Annotated in this window: 20 protein-coding genes and 2 pseudogenes; 21 read left to right on the top strand and 1 reads right to left on the bottom strand. The window is 34.5% G+C overall.

Features of this window, described 5'->3' with window-relative positions; translation table 11 throughout:
• Positions 1 to 76: 76 nt before the first annotated feature.
• From H8700_RS12530 to H8700_RS03445, 6 genes and pseudogenes are all read left to right on the top strand, one after another.
• Positions 77 to 433, top strand: coding sequence for a transposase (locus H8700_RS12530; RefSeq protein WP_408610844.1), 357 nt, complete (start codon positions 77 to 79; stop codon positions 431 to 433).
• Between the two features lie 20 nt (positions 434 to 453).
• Entirely contained in the window at positions 454 to 1641 is a 1188-nt protein-coding gene (locus H8700_RS03465; protein WP_249303152.1) for an MBL fold metallo-hydrolase, read from the top strand.
• Positions 1642 to 1853: 212 nt separating this feature from the next.
• A pseudogene (locus tag H8700_RS03460) lies at positions 1854 to 2327 on the top strand (transposase); the annotation flags it as partial.
• Between the two features lie 323 nt (positions 2328 to 2650).
• Positions 2651 to 5836, top strand: a complete 3186-nt coding sequence (locus H8700_RS03455; protein ID WP_249303148.1) for a type I restriction endonuclease subunit R — start codon at positions 2651 to 2653, stop codon at positions 5834 to 5836.
• 11 nt (positions 5837 to 5847) lie between these two features.
• A complete protein-coding gene (locus H8700_RS03450; RefSeq protein ID WP_249303146.1) occupies positions 5848 to 7482 on the top strand; it encodes an HsdM family class I SAM-dependent methyltransferase in 1635 nt (544 codons plus the stop codon).
• The gene (locus H8700_RS03445) at positions 7475 to 8047 is read left to right on the top strand and encodes a restriction endonuclease subunit S (RefSeq protein WP_249303144.1); all 573 of its coding nucleotides are present in this window, start codon (positions 7475 to 7477) and stop codon (positions 8045 to 8047) included. Before H8700_RS03450 ends, H8700_RS03445 begins: the two co-directional genes overlap by 8 nt.
• Here the strand turns inward: H8700_RS03445 and H8700_RS03440 are convergent.
• Positions 8026 to 8589 (bottom strand): restriction endonuclease subunit S, encoded by a 564-nt coding sequence (locus H8700_RS03440; protein WP_249303142.1) that lies wholly within the window; start codon positions 8587 to 8589, stop codon positions 8026 to 8028. The genes H8700_RS03445 and H8700_RS03440 overlap by 22 nt on opposite strands.
• Positions 8590 to 8702: 113 nt before the next feature.
• Between H8700_RS03440 and xerA the strand changes: the two genes are divergently transcribed.
• The 15 genes and pseudogenes from xerA to H8700_RS03370 all read left to right on the top strand — a co-directional run bounded on the left by xerA (position 8703) and on the right by H8700_RS03370 (position 20229).
• Entirely contained in the window at positions 8703 to 9686 is a 984-nt protein-coding gene (xerA, locus tag H8700_RS03435; protein ID WP_249303140.1) for a site-specific tyrosine recombinase/integron integrase, read from the top strand.
• A gap of 9 nt (positions 9687 to 9695) precedes the next feature.
• A complete protein-coding gene (locus tag H8700_RS03430; RefSeq protein WP_249303135.1) occupies positions 9696 to 10991 on the top strand; it encodes a restriction endonuclease subunit S in 1296 nt (431 codons plus the stop codon).
• A 41-nt stretch (positions 10992 to 11032) separates the two neighbouring features.
• Positions 11033 to 12151, top strand: a complete 1119-nt coding sequence (locus H8700_RS03425) for a DUF3800 domain-containing protein (protein ID WP_249303134.1) — start codon at positions 11033 to 11035, stop codon at positions 12149 to 12151.
• A 174-nt stretch (positions 12152 to 12325) separates the two neighbouring features.
• A complete protein-coding gene (locus tag H8700_RS03420; protein ID WP_249303133.1) occupies positions 12326 to 12601 on the top strand; it encodes a hypothetical protein in 276 nt (91 codons plus the stop codon).
• Between the two features lie 381 nt (positions 12602 to 12982).
• Complete coding sequence (locus H8700_RS03415; protein WP_249303132.1) at positions 12983 to 14272, top strand: ATP-binding protein; 1290 nt, start codon at positions 12983 to 12985, stop codon at positions 14270 to 14272.
• A 476-nt stretch (positions 14273 to 14748) separates the two neighbouring features.
• Positions 14749 to 15034 (top strand): annotated as a pseudogene (locus H8700_RS12390) (septation protein SpoVG family protein); the annotation flags it as partial.
• A 25-nt stretch (positions 15035 to 15059) separates the two neighbouring features.
• Positions 15060 to 15296: a hypothetical protein gene (locus tag H8700_RS03405; protein WP_249303129.1), complete on the top strand. Its 237-nt coding sequence runs from the start codon at positions 15060 to 15062 to the stop codon at positions 15294 to 15296.
• The gene (locus H8700_RS03400; protein ID WP_330606283.1) at positions 15262 to 15885 is read left to right on the top strand and encodes a DinB/UmuC family translesion DNA polymerase; all 624 of its coding nucleotides are present in this window, start codon (positions 15262 to 15264) and stop codon (positions 15883 to 15885) included. Before H8700_RS03405 ends, H8700_RS03400 begins: the two co-directional genes overlap by 35 nt.
• A 17-nt stretch (positions 15886 to 15902) precedes the next feature.
• Positions 15903 to 16148, top strand: a complete 246-nt coding sequence (locus H8700_RS03395) for a hypothetical protein (RefSeq protein ID WP_330606282.1) — start codon at positions 15903 to 15905, stop codon at positions 16146 to 16148.
• Between the two features lie 12 nt (positions 16149 to 16160).
• Entirely contained in the window at positions 16161 to 16295 is a 135-nt protein-coding gene (locus tag H8700_RS12165) for a hypothetical protein (RefSeq protein ID WP_283242182.1), read from the top strand.
• 37 nt (positions 16296 to 16332) lie between these two features.
• Positions 16333 to 16539, top strand: a complete 207-nt coding sequence (locus tag H8700_RS03390) for a hypothetical protein (protein ID WP_118508065.1) — start codon at positions 16333 to 16335, stop codon at positions 16537 to 16539.
• 222 nt (positions 16540 to 16761) lie between these two features.
• Positions 16762 to 17046, top strand: coding sequence for a helix-turn-helix domain-containing protein (locus tag H8700_RS03385; protein WP_249303127.1), 285 nt, complete (start codon positions 16762 to 16764; stop codon positions 17044 to 17046).
• A gap of 242 nt (positions 17047 to 17288) precedes the next feature.
• A complete protein-coding gene (locus H8700_RS03380) occupies positions 17289 to 18878 on the top strand; it encodes a hypothetical protein (protein ID WP_249303125.1) in 1590 nt (529 codons plus the stop codon).
• A 98-nt stretch (positions 18879 to 18976) separates the two neighbouring features.
• Positions 18977 to 19882, top strand: coding sequence for a DUF2971 domain-containing protein (locus H8700_RS03375; protein ID WP_249303123.1), 906 nt, complete (start codon positions 18977 to 18979; stop codon positions 19880 to 19882).
• A gap of 206 nt (positions 19883 to 20088) precedes the next feature.
• Entirely contained in the window at positions 20089 to 20229 is a 141-nt protein-coding gene (locus tag H8700_RS03370) for a hypothetical protein (RefSeq protein WP_249303121.1), read from the top strand.
• Positions 20230 to 20427 lie beyond the last annotated feature (198 nt).

The raw sequence follows: 20427 nt of genomic DNA, 5'->3' as shown, positions 1-20427 counted from the left end.
GGACCCTCTAGCGTAGGGAAGTTGTCACCCACCTTCCAAGCTGATATGATAAGTATCAGAAGGACAGGTGATTGCTATGAGTTATAACAAATATTCAAAGGAAATGAAGGAAGCCATAATAGCAAGAATGCTTGAAGGCGATGAAACAGTAACAGACATCCAGCGAGATACAGGAGTAGGGATCAATACTCTGTACAGATGGAGAGATCAGGCTAAGCATCAAAAGGGCTTATCAGCAACAACAAAATATAAAAATGCAGATAAATGGAGCAGTCAGGATAAGTTCATGGTTGTTCTCGAAACTGCAAATTTAACAGAGATAGAGTTCTCGGAGTATTGCCGTGAAAAAGGTGTTTATCCGGAGCAGGTTAAAGAATGGAAAGAGGCTTGCATAAACGCAAATGATAACGCCGGTAACAGTAATAAATTGTGACATATAAGAGGAGAATGGTTATGAAAAACGAAAGATACTTAGAGAAGGGATTATATTTTGTACATGGATATTATATAAATGGTAATAAAGAGGAGGATATAAATGTACTTAATCGTGATCAGATGATTTTGATGAAAGATAGTATAGATGATATATATAATATTGAAGCGTACGATGTTAATTTAAGGGAAATGCATATACAGAACCAAATACCACAGGGAGAATTTGTATATTATAATGGTCAAAGTCTTCAGACAGCGGAAGATGATCCAAATTCAATTATCTATACAGAACTTAATAGGCAGTTGGCTAATATAATTGGGTATGAAAACTATGGAAATCAGCCGGAAGAAATTTCAGAACAAATCTCAGATGTTCATTCTTATCATGTTAATGTTGGACACGGAAATTGCAGTATTATTGTTTTCTGTTGTGACGGACAATATAATATGTGGATGGTAGATTGTTCGGTGTTTGATTTTACAGATAAGCATGATTTTCGTTCAAATTTAAAAAAATGTATGGATGATATTAGTGAGAAGTTTGGAGTGGGCAAGATATCAAAACTATTGATCACTCACTTACACTATGATCATATTAATGGAATTGAAAATCTGATAAAAAATGGATGGATTGACAAAGATACAGAGGTATGGATGAATACACAATATCCATGGAAACAACCTACATATACCAGAATACTTTTGCAGTTAAAGGCATTGGGAGTTAAATTTATTGATCCGATTGTAAGCAATTCAACTCAACAAATTAATATTCTATATCCTAATATTAGTTTTAATAAGAAAAATGTGGCACCAAAGAACAACATAAATAATGCATCTGTCTTGTATCAGATTTGTTTAGGAAAAAAGAGTATGTTATTCACAGGAGATATAGAAACTGAAGGTTGGGAGCATGTGAGGTTGTGTATTTCACATCTGAATCATTCTACATATTATTGTATCTCGCATCATGGTAGTATTACTGGGCATCTTAGGAGTGATTGTGTAATACCGTATATGGTTATAGGGACACTTGCAGATTGTGCAGGTTTGACAAAAATACAAGTGTTGATGGGAAGAGATAATGCGTATAAAGGGATATTTAGTAAAAAAGTTATTTCGGATTTTAACAATATTTTAAAAACGGAAGATGCGGTACATTATATAGGAATAGAATGGTGTAATGGAAGGAATGTGCTAAAGTAGTATATATTGTAGAAATTTTCAAGAATATGAATAAAAAATAATTAAACCTAAATTATTCACGGCTTTGCCGTGAAAGTGGCTGAAAGCCACATAGTTACTGTATTTTAATTGCAGATTGCTTTTCACTTATCAAGTGAATGAAAAAAGAGCATCCATTTGTGGTAAAATTAAGGTGTTCAAAGTCTTAACAATCCCAAGCAAAGGAGCCCTTTATGAATATTGTAAACACCTTTTCACTCCAAAGCAATAGGCAAATTAAAATAAATTTTGATGGAGGTGATCTCTCCTCCGATGCAGGACTCCTTTTGATAAAAGAATTCTCCGCAAAAATCGGCTTTAAAAAGCTGATTAAAAAGAAATTTAAGACCAATGATAAGTCTGTCCGGTTCCATAAAGATGATGAAAATCTGTTACAGATGATCTATCAGGTCATATCTGCATATTTTCAGGATGACCATGCGGATGAACTGGCTTTTGATCCTGTTTTTCAGACTATTCTTGATAAGGAAAGTCTGGCATCACAGCCAACATTATCAAGATTCTTCAATCGTATGGATGAAGATACCCTGATACAGTTTGATGACATCGACAAAAATCTCAGGGATATCATCTATTCCATAAAACGTCCGGAGCATGTGCTCCTGGATTTAGACAGAACCCTGTTTGGCATTTATGGCAAGCAGGAGATCACAGAATTGGAAAGAAAAGGATTGGAAAATATGATATATTTGTAAAAAAATTCAATCTTAAAACTTTCCTAAGAATAATTTGCGCTATCAATGACCCTCTATATCTTGAAAAAATTAGAATATTTATGATATGATATTAAATAGATGACTATAATCAAATGAAAAAGAAAAATTAATATCAAAAAGTCCATTATTTACTGAAATGAGGGTGAATATAAGCATGAGATAGTATTTTTTGATATATTTATGAGAAATTATAAAGAACTTTATTGCAATATATGTAAAGTTATATTAGGTGAATGATATGGGGAGGCTTGAATATGGCGGCAAGCGGCAAGAAAAATATATTTAATGAAGCAACTCGTGTTCAAATGCCTGCAATGGTTCATTTGACACGACTTGGCTATAATTATTTTGGAAAAATAACTGAAGATATGGCAAGTACAGTGTATGATCCTGATACAAATATTTTAATCAACGTTTTCAAGGAACAATTTGCACGTCTTAATCCTGCTCATGCAGGAGAAGCGGAACAAACATTGAAAACTATAAGACAGGAATTAGATAATGATGATATTGGACGTAGTTTTTATGAACGTTTATCGTCTGTTTCGCCTGTTAGATTGGTGGATTTTGAAGAGCCAAAGAATAATACATATCATTTTACTGCTGAGTTTACTTGCAAGCGTGACCAAGATGAGTTTAGACCGGATATTACATTGTTTGTTAATGGACTTCCACTTGTATTTGTTGAAGTAAAGAAGCCCAATAATCATGGTGGAATGGTTGCAGAAAGTAAAAGAATGAATCATAAGAGATTTCCTAATAAGAAGTTTAGGAGATTTTTAAATATTACTCAGTTGATGATTTTTTCTAATAATATGGAATATGATACTATGGGCGGTATTGTTCCGGTTCAGGGAGCATTCTATTGTACGACGGCAAAGCAGTCAGCACCATTCAACTGTTTTAGAGAAGAAAATCCTACTAATTTAGATATTGCACCTTATAATGCGGATTTCCCATATAAAGATATTGATCCGATTGTTGAAAAGAGAATTTTGACGGATTTTAATTGCCAGGTTATCCATACTTCTCCAGAGTATCAAACAAATTTATATATATATACACCGACAAATCGTGTATTGACATCTATGTGTAATCCCAAAAGGTTATTATTTATATTGAAATATGGGATTGCCTATGTTCGCTTTCATAAAGAAATAAATGGAAAGATAGAGTTTATTGAGCAAAAACATATAATGCGTTATCAACAAATGTTTGCAGCCTTAACAGTAAGAAGTAAGATTGAAGAAGGTGTTAATTCAGGTGTTATATGGCATACACAGGGAAGTGGAAAAACAGCTTTATCTTATTATATTACATACGTTCTTTCTGACTATTTCAGCAGGCAAAATAAAGTCGCAAAATTTTATTTTATTGTTGATCGCCTTGATTTGCTCAAACAGGCATCAGAAGAATTTGAAGCACGCGGATTGGTTGTAAAAACAGCAAGTTCTCGTACTGAACTTATGGAGCAGTTTCGTAATAATCAGGCACAGGAGGGAAATACGGGAAAACCTGAAATTACGGTTGTAAATATACAGCGTTTTGCTGAAGATAGGTCAAAAGTTGCCCTTCCTGCTTATGCAACGAATTTGCAAAGGGTGTTTATTATTGATGAAGCACATAGAGGATATAAACCGGAAGGTTCATTCCTGGCTAATCTTCTTGATGCGGATAAAAATGCGATAAAAATTGCTTTGACAGGAACACCACTTTTGAAAGAGGAAAGAGAATCTTGGAGAGTTTTTGGCAATTATATTCATACATATTATTATGATAAATCAATTTTAGATGGATATACGCTGAAAATTATCCGTGAGGATATAGAAACTCAGTATAAAGAGCGGCTTTCTGAAATTTATGAAAAACTTGAAACTTTGGTAGAAAAGAAAGACGTAAAGAAAAGTCAGATTGTTGAACATGACAACTATGTTAAAGAGTTACTTAGATATATTATTTCAGATTTAAAGAGATTTAGACAAATTCAGGGAGACAATACACTTGGTGGTATGGTTATTTGTGAAACAAGTGAGCAGGCAAGAAAGCTGTTTGCATATTTTGACGAAATTCAAGAGGAACTTAATAAAGATGCATCTATGAAAAGTTATTTACGAGCTGGGCTTATACTTCACGATAGTGATGACAAGGATACAAGAGATAAAATTATTGATGATTTTAAAAATAATATGACCGTTGACATTCTTATCGTTTTTAATATGCTTCTTACTGGATTTGATGCACCAAGACTGAAACGTTTGTATTTTGGAAGAAAATTGAAAGACCACAATTTGTTGCAGGCAATTACAAGAGTTAATAGACCATATAAAGAAAATCATTATGGATATGTTATTGATTTTGCAAATATAAAAAAGAACTTTGAGGAAACTAATGAAGCATACCTCAAAGAACTTAATCGCTTTAATGACCCAAATGAAGTGGGTGAGGGAAATGAAACAGATACCTTCAAACAGGTTATAGAAGATCCGGCAGAACTCATTAAACAAATGCAGGAGGTACAGCAGGTTCTTTTTAATTATACCACAAATAATGCAGAAGAATTTAGTTCGGAAATATCCACGATTGAGGATAAGCAGGAATTACTTAAACTTAAAAAAGTTCTTATTGCTGCACGTGATTGTTGTAATTTGGTAAGAACCTTTGGCGATGATGAGTTGAAGGAAACATTTGCAAAAATGGAATTAACAAAGTTACCTTCATTGATTTCAGAGGTGCAACATCATATTGATAACATAAATCAGAAAGAACTTTTTGCAAGTGATGATACCACGAAATTGCTTGTAAATGAAGCAATGGAGGATATTACATTTAATTTCAGCAAAATCAGTGAAGAAGAATTGAAAATCGTCGGTGGTAAAGATGCAGTAACAGAAAAGTATAAAAAGACTGTTCGTGCTTTTACACAGAATATCGACCCTGATGACCCTGAGTTTATTACTTTGCAGGAAGCATTTTTGCTTCGTTTCAAGCAACACGGTTTTGAACCTAAGAGTGTATCTGAGATTGAGGAGCAAGGAAAAGAATTGGAAGATATTCTGAAAAAGCTTGATGAATTGCAGAAGAAAAACACGGTTCTGCTGAGAAAATATAATGGCGATGCGAAATTCGCAAGGGTTCATAAAAGAATTAGGGAAGAAAATCTTGCTCGAAAAGCAGCAAATAAACAGCCGATTGTTTCAGAATATGATATGTCTATTATGAATGTTTTGCTTTCTATTAAGTCTGATATTGACCAAAAAGTGTATGACAGAAATGATATATTGAAGAAAGACGCATATTTTGAGAGAACGGTTATGACACAAATAAAAGCAGGCATTGATAAGTTGGGAATAGCGAGTGCTCGTGAGGATAGAGTATTTATACAGAGCAAGATTACAAAACAGTATCTTGACCAGTATAACCAGACTTATTCAGTGGCATAAAGGAGAACACAATGGAAGAAACAAAGACGATAAAAGAAAAAACCATAGAGTTGATAGATGCCTTAAAAGCAACTTGTCAGACCTATGGTATGGGAAACGATGGTAACGAATATAAAATTATCACACAGGTTTTCCTTTATAAGTTCCTTAATGATAAGTTCGGATATGAAGTAAAAAAAGTAAGTCCGGTTCTTAAAAATGCTGAAAAATGGGAACTTGCTTATGCAGAAATGTCAGAAGATGACCGCTTGGATATTTTTGATAGTTTACCGTCAGATATTCCATTACTTAATCCGGAACATCTTATTGCCAACTTATGGAATCAGCAGGCAAAGGGCGATTTTGATTTAATCTTTGACAGCACGATGACAGATATAGCAGATAAGAATATTGATATATTTTCAACTCAGACTGCTCAGAATACAAAAATACCGCTTTTTGAAAAGCTGACACAGTATGTAACGGACGATACAGCAAGAGCACCTTTTGCCCGTGCTTTGGTTGATAAGTTGGTAAACTTTTCTTTTGAAGAAGCATTTGAGAAGCACTATGATTTCTTTGCAGATATATTTGAATATCTGATAAAGGACTACAATACAGCAGGCGGTGGTAAGTATGCAGAGTATTATACTCCTCACGCTATTGCAACGATTATGGCAAGATTGCTTGTTGGAAATGCAACTGATTTACATAGCATTGAGTGTTATGATCCATCAGCCGGAACAGGAACACTTTTGATGGCTCTTGCCCATAAAATTGGCGAAGATAAGTGTACGATTTTTGCACAGGATATTTCACAGCGAAGTAATAAAATGTTAAAACTTAATCTTATCCTAAACAGCTTGGTATCTTCTCTTGACCACGCAATTCAAGGAGATACGCTGATTGCTCCATATCATAAGAGTGATAATGGACAGGAATTAAGAACTTTTGATTATGTAGTTTCAAATCCGCCTTTCAAGATGGATTTCTCAGATACAAGAGAGCGTATAGCAGCAATGCCTGTTCGTTTTTGGGCGGGAGTTCCGAAAGTGCCTGCCAAGAAGAAAGAGAGTATGGCAATTTATACGTTGTTCATTCAACATGTTCTTAATTCATTGAAATCAACCGGAAAAGGTGCGATTGTAGTTCCTACTGGATTTGTAACCGCAAAATCAGGTGTAGAAAAGAAGATATTACAACATATTGTAGAAGAACATATTGTTTATGGCTGTATTGGTATGCCGTCAAATGTATTTGCTAATACCGGCACGAATGTATCAGTATTATTTTTTGATAATTCAAGAAAAACAGACAAGGTTGTACTGATAGATGCTTCAAAACTGGGAGAAGAATATAAGGACGGTAATAATCAGAAACGCAGACTTCGTGATTTTGAGATTGATAAAATTGTTGATACATTCCTTAATAAAGAAGCTGTTGATGATTTTTCAGTTGCTGTTACCTATGATGAAATCAAAGAAAAGAAATATTCACTTTCAGCAGGACAGTATTTTGATGTGAAAATTGAATATGTTGAATTATCACAGGACGAATTTAATGCTCGTATGAGTGCTTATGCAGAGAAGTTACAGGAATATTTTGCAGAGGGCGACAAATTGAAAACGGAAATTATGGAACAATTAAAGAAGGTAAAATATGAATAAATGGACATATACAACACTTGGGAAAATATCAGAGATTATTACGGGACCATTTGGAAGTCAGTTACATCAATCGGATTATGTGGAACAAGGAATCCCAGTAGTTATGCCACAAGACATAGACAATAGGAAAGTAAATTATGCATCTATCAATTATGTGTCTAATGAAGATGCAATAAGACTTGAAAGATATAAAACCATAATTAACGATATATTATATGCTCGCCGAGGAGATGTAGAAAAACACGCTTTTATAAAGGAAAAGGATAATGGTGTTTTATGTGGGACAGGTTGTTTACGAGTGCGTATAACAACATCAGAAGTAGAACCAGAATTTATATCTTTTTTTCTCAATAGAGAAGAAACTAGAAAATGGCTTGTTACACACGCAGTAGGTACGAATATGCCTAATTTGAATACAGATATTTTATCTGATGTTCCAATAGCTTATCCATTGCTTGAAGAACAAAGAAAAACTGTTCAAGTTTTAAATAGGCTTGATGAGAAAATTGCTTTAAATAGTGTGGTAAACGATAATTTACCACATCAATCACTGATGGTAGCCTGACCGTTCATCAACATAGGTAAAAGCCAATCTCTAAGAGATGTTAGCTGTTGATTTTCTCTTGTGTTCTCAGAAATAATATCAAACATCGGCATTACTTGACGGTTAAATGCTTCTAATTCCAGCTTTTCAGGAACAAAGATAGGTCTGTCTTTAAGTAAAGGCTTTTGCAAATGCTTCAACCCCGTTCCTTGGAAGAATTTTTGGTCAAGTTCAGGCTTGATTGAAAATAACATTAGGTAGAGATAATCCGACATTTCTGATTTTGCAGAAATGCTCCAAGTATCTGTTGAATAGGCGGCTTTACCAACATAAAATTTAACATCAGCGTTACCGCCGGTATTTAAAAAGCAATTTCTACCGTCAACAAATGGTTCGTTCCATTTCAAAATAGTTGCACCGCTTGTAAAGAATGGATATTCGCCATTTGATGTTTTTGCTTCTCCGACCTGAATAGCTGACTTTTCAGCTTCGGTCAAAATATCTTTTAGTTTAGCATTAGGCTTGTTTGAGAAAAAATTATGCATATAAATGTCATAAGCCATTGCTGATAAATTATCGTTTAATATATCCCATAGCTCTTGTGAGTGGCAGGAGTTGAAGCAGGGGACTACCGCTCCATAGTTGTTCTCTAAATTAAATAAAAGGAGAATTGACTATGAAACAGAATTTAATTATGGATATTGTTCAGGGTATGCTACCTTATTTGAATAACGCACAAACACTGCGATTGCAGGAGGTACTGCAACATACGCTTTTTGATTATGAAGTTGCAAAAACGGAAAGTGATAAAGGATTATCGGAGCAGAACTTGGTTGAACTGTTTCTATCGGCAAAGAGAATTGAGGGCTGTTCCGAGAAAACTTTGAAATATTACAAAGCAACTATACAGGCAATGATTGATAGTATAGGTAAAGGTATTAAATATATTGTAACCGATGATATACGCTGTTACCTTACTGAATATCAGTCAAATAAAAATTCAAGTAAAGTTACGATTGATAATATAAGACGAATACTTTCCAGCTTTTTTTCTTGGCTTGAGGACGAGGACTATATTTTGAAAAGTCCGGTCAGAAGAATACATAAGGTTAAAACTGGAACGAATATTAAGGAAACTTATTCAGATGAAGCACTTGAATTGATGAGAGATAATTGTACAGAACTCAGGGATTTGGCAATGATTGATATGTTGGCATCAACAGGTATGCGAGTAGGCGAAATGGTTCTGCTAAATCGAGAAGATATAGATTTTAATGAGCGTGAATGTGTTGTTTTTGGAAAGGGCAATAAGGAGAGAGTCGTTTATTTTGACGCCAGAACAAAAATACATTTGCAGAATTATTTACAGAGCAGAAGGGATAATAATCCGGCACTGTTTGTATCATTAAAAGCTCCTTATGAACGATTGAAAATTGGTGGTATTGAAGTGCGACTACGAAATTTTGGAAAACAATTAGGTCTTAGTAAGGTGCATCCACATAAATTTAGACGTACTCTTGCGACTATGGCAATAGATAAAGGAATGCCCATTGAACAGTTACAGCAGCTTTTGGGACATAGAAAAATAGATACGACTTTGCAGTATGCAATGGTTAAACAGAGCAATGTTAAATTGGCTCATAGAAAGTATATAGGTTAGGAGAAAAATATGATTTATAATGGAAGTTCATATAATGAGAATTGGAAAATTTCCAAATTGGCTGAATTAGGAATATTTGCAAGAGGAGTATCAAAACATAGACCGAGAAACGACCCAAAACTGTTTGAAAATGGGAAATATCCATTAGTTCAAACGGGAGATGTTAAAGAAGCAACGCTTTATTTGAGTAAACATGAACAAGAATATGGAGATTTCGGGCTCAAACAAAGTAAATTGTGGAATACAGGAACATTGTGTATTACTATTGCCGCCAATATTGCGGAAACAGCAATTTTGGCTTATCCAATGTGTTTTCCAGATAGTATTGTAGGTTTTTCAGCATATCCCGAAAAATCATCAGAAGAATTTATGTACTATATTTTTGAGTATATAAAAAAGTCCATACAAAACGCTGCGACAGGTAGTATTCAAGATAACATCAATCTTGAATATTTGATGTCTTTAGATTTTAAAATACCAGAGAAAAAGTATCAGGATATGATAGTATTGATACTTTCTTCAATAGATAGAAAGATACTTATCAATAATGCAATAAACGATAATTTAGAGCAGCAAGCTAAGCTTCTTTACGATTATTGGTTCACTCAGTTTGATTTTCCAGATGAGAACGGGAAACCATACCGTTCATCAGGCGGTAAGATGGTTTGGGATGAACAGTTAAAAATGGAAATCCCATTTTCTTGGATATGTTCCAAAATGGAAAATGCTATTGAAGCTGTCCGAACCGGATTAAATCCCAGAAATAATTTTCAATTGGGCAATGGTAATATACAGTATATTACTGTTAAAAATTTATGCCTTAATGGTTCATTAGACTTTTCTGGTTGTGATACTATTGATGAACAGGCAAGACAAATCGTTCATCGTCGCTCTGATATTCAGAGAGATGACATTTTGTTTGCAAGTATTGCCCCATTGGGTAGATGCTATCTTATACAAGAAAATCCGACCAACTGGGATATTAACGAGTCTGTTTTTTCCATTCGTTATAATAGCTCAGTCCTTACAGCAGAATATTTGTATATGAATCTCCAAAGTGAAGCTTTCGTCAAAAGAGCAACTGCGTGTTCAACAGGTAGCATTTTTAAAGGTATTCGTATCAATTCCCTGATGGATAGTGAAATTATTCTTCCGCCGCTATCTGTCACAAAAGAGTTTTCTAAAGAAATCAAACCTTTTTTTGCTTTACAAAAGGAATTAGATAGGGAAACTCACACTCTCATTCAGCTTCGTGATTGGCTGTTGCCTATGCTGATGAATGGTCAGGCTACCATTAGCGATTGATGCGGTAAATTATCGTTTAGTATAGTATAAGGAGAAATGTGTTGAAATTATTTTTTGATGAATCTGGATATTCAGGTTGTATTATGCCAAACAAGAATGGACAATTGTTTAATGATGGACAACGACATTTTGTGTTGGGAAGTGTTTTTGTTGCTGATAAAGAAGATGAAATCGAGGTATTGAATAAGTATAGACGATTTAAGGATCATTTCGGATTTATAGGAGAAATAAAAGGTTCTGATCTTATGACTCAACGTAATAATGAAGCTTTAAAATATTTTATAACAAATGTACTTGATAATAAGCATTTCTTTATTTGCAACTATGATAAGATATTTTATCTGTCAACATTAATTTCACTATATATTTTCGGAACAACTTTTCAACAGCAAGAAACGTTGAAATTTTATAGAATGGCAAGTGCTTTGGCAGGAGAAAAAGAAGAACTATTTTTACATTATTGTTCCGCAGTATGTGAAAACACCGATAATTCTAAAAGAGAATTTTTGGAGTATCTTATTTCCTTTCCATATGAAAAATTGGATAGAAATGACTATAACTTGTATATAGCGTTTGCTAAATTTATGGTAGAAAAAAAGGATTATGGAGAATTTCCATTGATTTACGAGGCGTATAGATGCAAAAATACGGTAAATTTTTTGAATATGACAGCGTTAGGAGAAACACTTTTGGGTTTAAAATACCTACATGGAGTTGATATGGGTAAGACGGAAATATATCACGATAGCTTGAAGGGATACGAAGAAGAATATAATCAGTCGTTTGAAGATAATAAAATACATATCAATTTTGTTGATAGCAAAGAAGATGAATTGGTTCAGTTGGCAGATAATATAAGTAGCATTTATCGTAAGTGTTATGAAAAGTCATTTGAAGCATTTAGATGTAATAAACAATGGACAGATAATATCTGGTTTACCGAAAATTATTCAAGAATTATAAATATTATTGGAATGGATCATATAAAAATGGATACCCAGATTTCTGACTATGTGTTACCTTTTGTAATCCGTGACATTTTTGGAAATGGATATGGACAATTTCGGAAAAATAAGGAGAAATTTTGGAAATTATTTTATTTTTATAGAGAAAAAATTATGGTAGATATAGAAAAAATGAAAGTAGATTTACCACTTTGATTAAAATGAAAAGAGTTATATTTTATAAAAAATATTGTAAAAATTAGAAAGAGCAGTCTGTGGAAACAAAGCCAAGAATTTTGTACATACCAAAGAGTTTACTGGAAAGAACCGATGAAGAAAATTCTCTTTCTACAACATAGATAGTATTTCAAGATTCACATAAGTGGACTTTTGAATGAAGAAAAAGTGGACATTCAAGATCGAAAAGTGGATATTGAAAGTGTACTTTTCGAAAAAAGCAGCGATTTCTCATTAAAAACGATGGTTCATATCCATAGACTCTTTGAAAAGTTTGGCTTTGATGAGGTGTTTGGAAGAAGTGTAGTTAAGGAACTTCTTGAGCTGAAAGGTTCAGGTGCTTCAAAACTTCTTTCCAATTTGATGCAGGCAGATATTATTGAACCAGTATTCGGTTACGGAAAAGGAAAATATAAATTCAAGAAGTAGTTTATAAGACTTCCTTGAAATTATCGACACGGTGTGTAGACAATCTGATGTTTTGTCTTCGGCAGTAGGATAAAGAAGATAAGGAAACAGAATAGAAATTGTGCAGACGGTCTGCACAATTTAACAGATCAAGTTCGATGAACAAAAATGTCTTTATGGGCATAAATTTTCAATGGATATATCGTATGACTAAAGAGGTGTTAGCAAGTGGGCAGCACCTTTTTGATTTATATGGAGAAAGAAAAATGTTTTTACTGAATATTTTAGCCATTATGGGCTATAATTTTCAATGAGAACTTGAATACCTGATAGAAAACATATATAATATTGATTGAAAAAGCCTAAATGGGTGGAAATTTTTAATGAAATGGAGTGGGCTTTATGGAGATTAAGCGTGATAGTTACCTTGAGCAGTTGATTTCATATCGTTTTGATGGATTAGTGAAAGTAATTACCGGTATCAGGAGATGTGGTAAATCCTATCTTCTCAAAAATATATACCGAGATTATTTAATTGAAAATGGTGTAAAAGAAGAACTGATTATAACGATTGAGCTTGACCTCGCGAAAGATATTAAATATCGTAATCCGCTTATTCTTTCATCGTATGTAAGAGAGAAAGTGGAAAAGAGCAAAGAGGAGCATTATCTTTTCGTTGATGAAATTCAAATGTCTGATGAGGTGGCTAATCCATATAATCCGGATGGTAAGAAAATTACTTTTTACGATGCTCTTAATGATTTGAGAGGTTTATCAAATTTAGATGTTTATGTAACAGGAAGCAATTCAAAAATGCTTTCCAGCGACATTCTTACTGAGTTTAGAGGACGAAGTGATGAAATAAGAGTACACTCACTTAGCTTTGCAGAATATTACTCTTCCGTTGGTGGAGATAAAAATGAAGCATTTGATGAATACGCATTTTATGGTGGTATGCCGCTTATTTTGTCAAGACCAAATGATACGGCTAAGATGAATTATCTGAAATCGCTTTTCTCGGAAGTGTATATAAAAGATATTGTTGAACGTAAGAGAATTGAAAGACGAGATGTTCTTGAGCAGATTTTAGATTTACTCTGTTCATCAGTAGGTTCATTAACAAATCCGACTAAAATTGCGAACACTTTGAAGTCTAAACAAGGGGGCGGTGTGTCTGCCAATACGATTCGGGCATATATCGGACATTTGGAAGATGCGTTCCTTTTTTCAGAAAGTAAGCGATATGATGTAAAAGGCAAATCCTATTTTGACTCGCCAAATAAATATTACTGCGAGGATATTGGACTCAGAAATGCAAGAATAGGCTTCCGTCAGCAGGAAATGACGCATATAATGGAGAATATCATATATAATGAGTTGAATATCAGGCAGTTTTCCGTTGATGTTGGTGTTGTTTATGCAAGGACGCTCAATGAAAAAGGTAATTCAATTCGTACTCCAAGGGAAATAGATTTTGTCGTGAATTCAGGAGGAAAACGAACCTATATCCAGTCGGCATATGCGATGCCGGCTGATGAAAAAGCAGAGGTAGAACTCAGACCATTTACGCTTACAGGAGATTCTTTCCCTAAAATTGTTGTAAGGAAAGATATTGGAAAGCGTTGGTATGATGATAAAGGCATTTTGAATATCAATGTGATTGATTTTCTTTTGGATAAGGAGATTATATAAAAAGAGCATAGAATATTTGAAAATGGACATATTGAGTAAGAAAGCCTTTATGGACTGTAATTTTCAATAAAAGCCAAAACAACTCAAAAACTTTGCTTTTAACATTGGTTGAATGAAAAAGAAATAAATTGAGTAAAAAGATACGGAGGTGTTAGCAAATTGTGACATCTCTTTTCTTGTTTCACTTTAGTGTTTGAGTGAGGCGATTTCTTCAATAGAAGAATGAGCAAGCGAAAGATAAATCCACCTGCTATGCAGGTGAGAGCAGGCAAGCTTTAACTTCAAGAAAAACTTCTGGCAATTAGATTGTAGAACTTAAAATGTATATTCATATTCTTAAATTATCAAAAAATATATTTTAATATTGACAGTTATAAGTGTGAAATGATTTAAGGATCATGCCATTTCACAATAGTGCAAAATGACGAGATTCTTCTGAAATAATCGTTGATAAAATTCAAACAACGAAACAAAAAAACAACGGCGTGATCTATAAGGATATGTGCAATCCTATCACGGCAGAGTTTCGTGAGGAACTCTATACCAACATCCTTGATGCCTATGCAAGAATCAAGGAACCGGAGAAAGAGGAGACACAGAAGCAGGACAGAACACAAGGAACCAAAGGTTCCTTTGAAATTCTTTGTATCAATACCTTCTTATAAGACAAAGCAGGTGGATGAGCAGGGCAAGCCAATCTATCAGGATGTCTGCTATCCGGTCACAAAGGATTTCAGGGAAAAACTCTATAATGAGATTATATTAATTATATAAAGGTGGGAGAAATTTGACAAAAAGTAAAAAGACAAAAATACATAAAAAGGTAGATGGTCAGCTTTTTCAGATGAATAAGACATTTAGTAATCTCAAGATGAAACAAAAGGATAAGATTACAGGCTGGGTGTTTGAGGAATACAAAAAGTATGTAACAGAGCATGATAAAGCACCTGATTTACGGGCAGATGAACAGATTGTTGAAGCTGTCGCAGATGGAGGAAAAGTATCTGAAATCCCGGTTTGGTAAGATAGGGCTGGTACTTCATTCTTTTGCGAATGGCTGGGATGATTCTCCGGTTAAGAGGGAACATACCCATGCCCCGATTAAGTCCATAGGAAACAGCACAACGACTCCGAGAGACTTGGAGACGGATGAAGATGTGAAGATCATCCTGTATGTTCTGGCAGAAAGTGTCGCTGCCAGACTGAGGGAGAATGGCTTTAAGTGCCATGTAGTGGAAATATCCGTCCGCGACAACGCACTACATCATTTTACGAGACAGCATAAGATAGACAGACCGACGAACATCACATCGGAGATTGCACAGGAAGCCTATCGCATTTTCAGAGCAACATATCAATGGGAAAAACCAATCCGAAGTCTTGGTGTCAGAGGAGCAGAATTAACACTGGATCATGCATACGAACAGCTTGACATATTCTGTGACTATACCCGCCGGGAAAAGCAGGAGAAAGCAGATGCTGCGGTGGATGAGATTCGGAAAAGGTTTGGATATTTCAGTATTCAACGGGGACTGATGTATCAGGATAAGCTGTTATCCTCTTTGGATGCAAAAGGTTCCCACACGGTACATCCGCAAGGATATTTTAGTTAAGAATAGGAGGCAGTTCTTTGAACGAAGACAAAATTTATGTAGATGTGAATGCCATATTTACCAAGGATGGAATGCTCCTTCCGAAAAGTTTTGTATGGGAGGATGGAGTAGAGTATGAGATCAGCAAAGTAAAAGACATCCGGCGTGCAGCCAGCTTAAAGGCAGGCGGTGCCGGGATGCGATATACATGTGTCGTAGACGGAAAAGAAGTATATCTGTTCTATGAGGACAACAATATGTGGTTCATGGAGAAATCAGCTTAAGCAGATCATGGCTTGCCATGGTCAACAGACTTTAAGATCAGCAATGTCGGAGCGTCAAGACAGGGCGCATCGGAACTTCCGGCTCAAGTAATGGGCTTGCGAAGGTTGATTTCCCTTTCCCTTGCAAGTACAAATGTTGCGTGTTAGTAATAGCAATTTTGTATGGTAGAGGAGTTGAACTGAATTGGAGAAGAATTGGAGTACAGTGCAGTTGCATTGCAGAGAATGTAATGCGAGGATGATGGATTACACATTGTGTCAGGACGATGACCGGATCGTCCTGCAGGGCATCACGATCAAATGCAACCGTTGCAAACGGGTAATGATGTTAAAGAAATATACAGAAGGTATGATACGGAAGCGTGCCGACAAAGGTGTGTTCCGTATCTGACAGATCTGTTACATAGAAACAAAATGACAATTAAATGAACAGCCCACCTGATAAGGGCACATCAGAGATGATGGAAGCACCAGAGACGCAGGGGAAAGATAACCAGTAGATAACTGGCTTTTCTTTGCGTCTTTTTGCGTGGATCAGGCAGAGGAAAATTCAAAAATAATTTTTCACCATATTACTTCTGGCTATCGAGATGGCTGGAACGGATGAAGAATTATGATGATTTACGACATGGAAGCAAGCGGTAAGAGATTAAAGGCATTAAGAAAACAGGCAGAAAAAACACAGGAGCAGGTAGCGGAAACAGTTGGACTTGAGCCGGGAACGATCAGTAGGATAGAAAGAGGGATAAAAGGACCATCTATAGAAACATTATTGCTGTTTAGCGATGTTTATAGAGTAAGTACGGATTACATATTGAAAGGAAATGAAATAAAGAGTGAATCAAATGCTTTGCTAAAAGACTTGGAAGCAGTGTTGCAGAAATATAAGAGCATGTAAATGGGGCGAAAATTTGAAGATGGCAACTTATAATGTGAGGATGTGATTGAAAAGAATTTGATGTTTGATATAATATTATATGTAATTGAAATATAGTTGCTTACAAATCGGAGGGAAAGAAGATGGTATAAAAATATAGAGCAAAGGAATAATTAGAGGGGATAGAAGAGAAAATTTATTGTAACTGGAGTAACGGTAGAAAAGTCTTTTACCATTTCACAAAAAAATGAGGATATAAACTATTGCTTAACATACGTGAAATTGAAACAATTATTGACATAGAACATAAAAAAAGTCCAGTATTTGATGCTGGAAAAGAACAGACATTTTATGATTTGCTTGCAGCATTTGAAGATGTTTGTGGACTAATATTAATGGGTAGCATGTTTAACCCATTAGCCTTAAAAAAAATTACAGATCAAATGGATGCGCTCAATATATCATTACTATGGGTGGATGAAATATGTGTAGAAGATATGCAACCATTAGATGTCGCCCTAACAGAGACAAGATATAAACAATGTTGTGAATTGCTGAATGACTATGCTTACCCGTATTCGGTTATTTGCTCAGGCTATATTTCTTATTCTCGCAATCGATATGCTGTGGATATAGAAGATAATAAGGTTATATTTACCCCGGGTAAAGAGCAAAATAAATCTATGTGGAGTGATGTTCTTCGAGAAAGTTCTCAGGTAGATTTGAATGATATGGCAAGTATTATTGATCCGTATCGCCTAATTACCAGTGTAAGAGAACTACGAGATAAAGTGAAAGTTGAAAATGGAATGATATGCTATGAACTTTCATCTGATATGCTTAATTCATTTAAAAAAGTAGCATTGCAACAGTGGGAATTATCAAAGACACTTCCAGAAAATTGGGTGTTTGATAGTTTTACTATGGAAGAATATAAAGCTTTTTGGGTGGCACTTACTACACTTTGTTATGTTCATTTTTGTAGCTGTTTTGCTGTGGGCGATCCATTAGTGCGTCTAAAAAACAGCAATATAATTCAGAATAGTGAGTATATTGTTGCTTATATTATTTCTGCAAGTGGTTTGGAAAAAGAGAAAGTAGAGACAATTATTCAATATATTACATTTGAACCTAAAAAGAAAAATGTGGATATAATGTATCAACCTATTGTTAAACTTTCAAATGGAACATTGATTATTACCCCGATTTTGTTTATGGGATCGCGACCTGAACGAAATCTACTTGCAGTGGTTAGCTCAAGGCGTGATAGTAATTATTTCAAAGAAGTAAATGATTTGGAGAAGTTAATGGTCTCAGAACTTGAGACCTATGTTTCGTCTCCTGATATTATAAAACATAAACATCTCAGAGAAGATCTTCCTGATATTGATTTTGCTATATTTGATAGAATGACAAATTCTGCTATTATTTGTGAAACTAAATGGTTTGCAGCTGCGGATTCTACAAAAGAGGTGTATGCAAAAGAAGATGAAATAACTCATGGCTGTAAACAGATTGAGGAGATAATGGCTTATGCAATGCAGGATAGAAAGCATTTTGTAAAGCAAGTATTCAATGTTGAAGATGGAGAAACAGTGGATATATTTGTCTGTGTTGTTGCTAAACATAATATAAGAACACATAATAAATATGTACCAGTTATTGATTTAAAACGGATGGAGGAGTTGCTGTCTAAATATTCATTGAGCACTGTGTTCCACATGATCCGAAATCATCAATATGAAATTCCACTTCCTGAGGGGGCTTCAATTACATATCAGCGTGTGTTTTATGCAGGTTTTGAATTTAGAATTCCTGCGATTTGTTTTAAAGAGACATTTGACCAAGTATGATAATGGTATTTATATATTTAAGAGCTATCAATGCTGAACGAAAAGTAACAAGTTGATTAATAGATCATCTAGTATAGGAATAGATGAGGAGGGTATGTATGACGTATGAGGATGCATTATTATCACCATATATTTCATGGGATTCAATGACACAGGCAACATCCATTCCATCAAAATTATATAAGTATCAAGCTTTCTTTGATAAAGATGGAAATGAAAAACAGTATTGGGATGCAAATATGAAAGGTCAATTTCACATGAGTTTAGGCTGTGAATTTGAAGATGTAAATGACTGTAAGCCTTTTTTCGATAAAGTCTCTATTATGGAACATATAAATAATTTTTTTGAATCTTTGGGTATAGAATCTAGAGAAATAACCCTATATTTAAACGAAACTAATAATGTGATTACAGAAAAGTATTTTACTGAAATAATTAGTAATTATCAAAATTTTATTCGAGTTGGATGTTTTACTGATGATCCAGACAATAATGAGATGTGGAATAAATATGCTTTTCAAAAGAGTGGCTATTGTATCGAGTACGATACGCAAAAAAATCAATTGTTTAGTTTGTCTACATTACCAGTTTTGTATAGTGATGAGCCGTATGATTCATCATTAACTTTGGCAAATTCTATTATTATTGAGTGCTATAGAAATGCAAAACAATATTCAGAGCAAGAGATTTTAGAACGTTTTCACTCAATATATGAGAAAATAATGAAAACCGCTTATATACCAGTCTTCATAAAACAAAAGCAGGTATGGCAGTTCGAACGTGAATATAGGATGTTTTTATTGAAAAATCGAACCACAAGAGATGGGATTATTAAAGCCGAAGATTATTTAGACAGTAGTTATAATATTGATTTATCAAAATCGGTAAGCGCTGTACACTTAGGAGAGAATTTTAATAGAAATAAGGAGTATCAAGCATTACTTGATAAGGTTACTACAATATGTCAAGAAAAGGGGATAGATCTGGTCTATAGGGGTAGGTAGTCCGAACCGGGCTACCAATTTTTTTGCGCAAATTTTTCTATCAGTACCAGTAACTTACCTTCTGGGTTCTCTTTATTAAACATCTGCATTGATATACTTGAATTGTCCGTAAGGGACAACAACTTGCAAGTGATACAAGAAGATTTAGTCGTGTGATACAGGAACCATATTACATGACGGCAGATAGAATCAGGAGGAAACAGACAATGACGAATGATAGTAGAAGATTTGGATTTACCTATGGCTATGACGATGCTGTTACAGCGGCGATGCAGGAAAGAACATATCAATGGATGGATATTGTATTTGTGGACTTTGGCGAGATCAGTGGTGATTGCCTGCTATAAATGCTAAGATATAAATGTACATAAATGCTCATATAAAAATGTACAAGTTCCAGATATAATGGATCCCGTTGGAGGGATTGCATTATGATATATACACAGAAAATACATACAGATCTTCAGATTAATACCCTTGAAGATTTAGCAAAACTAAAACCTTTTCTGGAGGACGGTACATTGAAAGTAAATAAAAGTCAGATT

The organism is Jutongia hominis (genome assembly GCF_014384965.1).
Taxonomy (GTDB): Bacteria; Bacillota; Clostridia; order Lachnospirales; family Lachnospiraceae; genus Butyribacter; species Butyribacter hominis.
Note: the sequence above shows the minus strand (reverse complement) of the source record. Positions and strands in the feature narration are given on the sequence as shown.

Coding starts and splice junctions, on each gene's coding strand:
- H8700_RS12530 (WP_408610844.1), top strand. CDS start 77: ATGAGTTATAACAAATATTCAAAGGAAATGAAGGAAGCCATAATAGCA.
- H8700_RS03465 (WP_249303152.1), top strand. CDS start 454: ATGAAAAACGAAAGATACTTAGAGAAGGGATTATATTTTGTACATGGA.
- H8700_RS03455 (WP_249303148.1), top strand. CDS start 2,651: ATGGCGGCAAGCGGCAAGAAAAATATATTTAATGAAGCAACTCGTGTT.
- H8700_RS03450 (WP_249303146.1), top strand. CDS start 5,848: ATGGAAGAAACAAAGACGATAAAAGAAAAAACCATAGAGTTGATAGAT.
- H8700_RS03445 (WP_249303144.1), top strand. CDS start 7,475: ATGAATAAATGGACATATACAACACTTGGGAAAATATCAGAGATTATT.
- H8700_RS03440 (WP_249303142.1), bottom strand. CDS start 8,589: ATGGCTTATGACATTTATATGCATAATTTTTTCTCAAACAAGCCTAAT.
- xerA (WP_249303140.1), top strand. CDS start 8,703: ATGAAACAGAATTTAATTATGGATATTGTTCAGGGTATGCTACCTTAT.
- H8700_RS03430 (WP_249303135.1), top strand. CDS start 9,696: ATGATTTATAATGGAAGTTCATATAATGAGAATTGGAAAATTTCCAAA.
- H8700_RS03415 (WP_249303132.1), top strand. CDS start 12,983: ATGGAGATTAAGCGTGATAGTTACCTTGAGCAGTTGATTTCATATCGT.
- H8700_RS03400 (WP_330606283.1), top strand. CDS start 15,262: ATGGAGGAAAAGTATCTGAAATCCCGGTTTGGTAAGATAGGGCTGGTA.
- H8700_RS03385 (WP_249303127.1), top strand. CDS start 16,762: ATGATGATTTACGACATGGAAGCAAGCGGTAAGAGATTAAAGGCATTA.
- H8700_RS03375 (WP_249303123.1), top strand. CDS start 18,977: ATGACGTATGAGGATGCATTATTATCACCATATATTTCATGGGATTCA.
- H8700_RS03370 (WP_249303121.1), top strand. CDS start 20,089: ATGACGAATGATAGTAGAAGATTTGGATTTACCTATGGCTATGACGAT.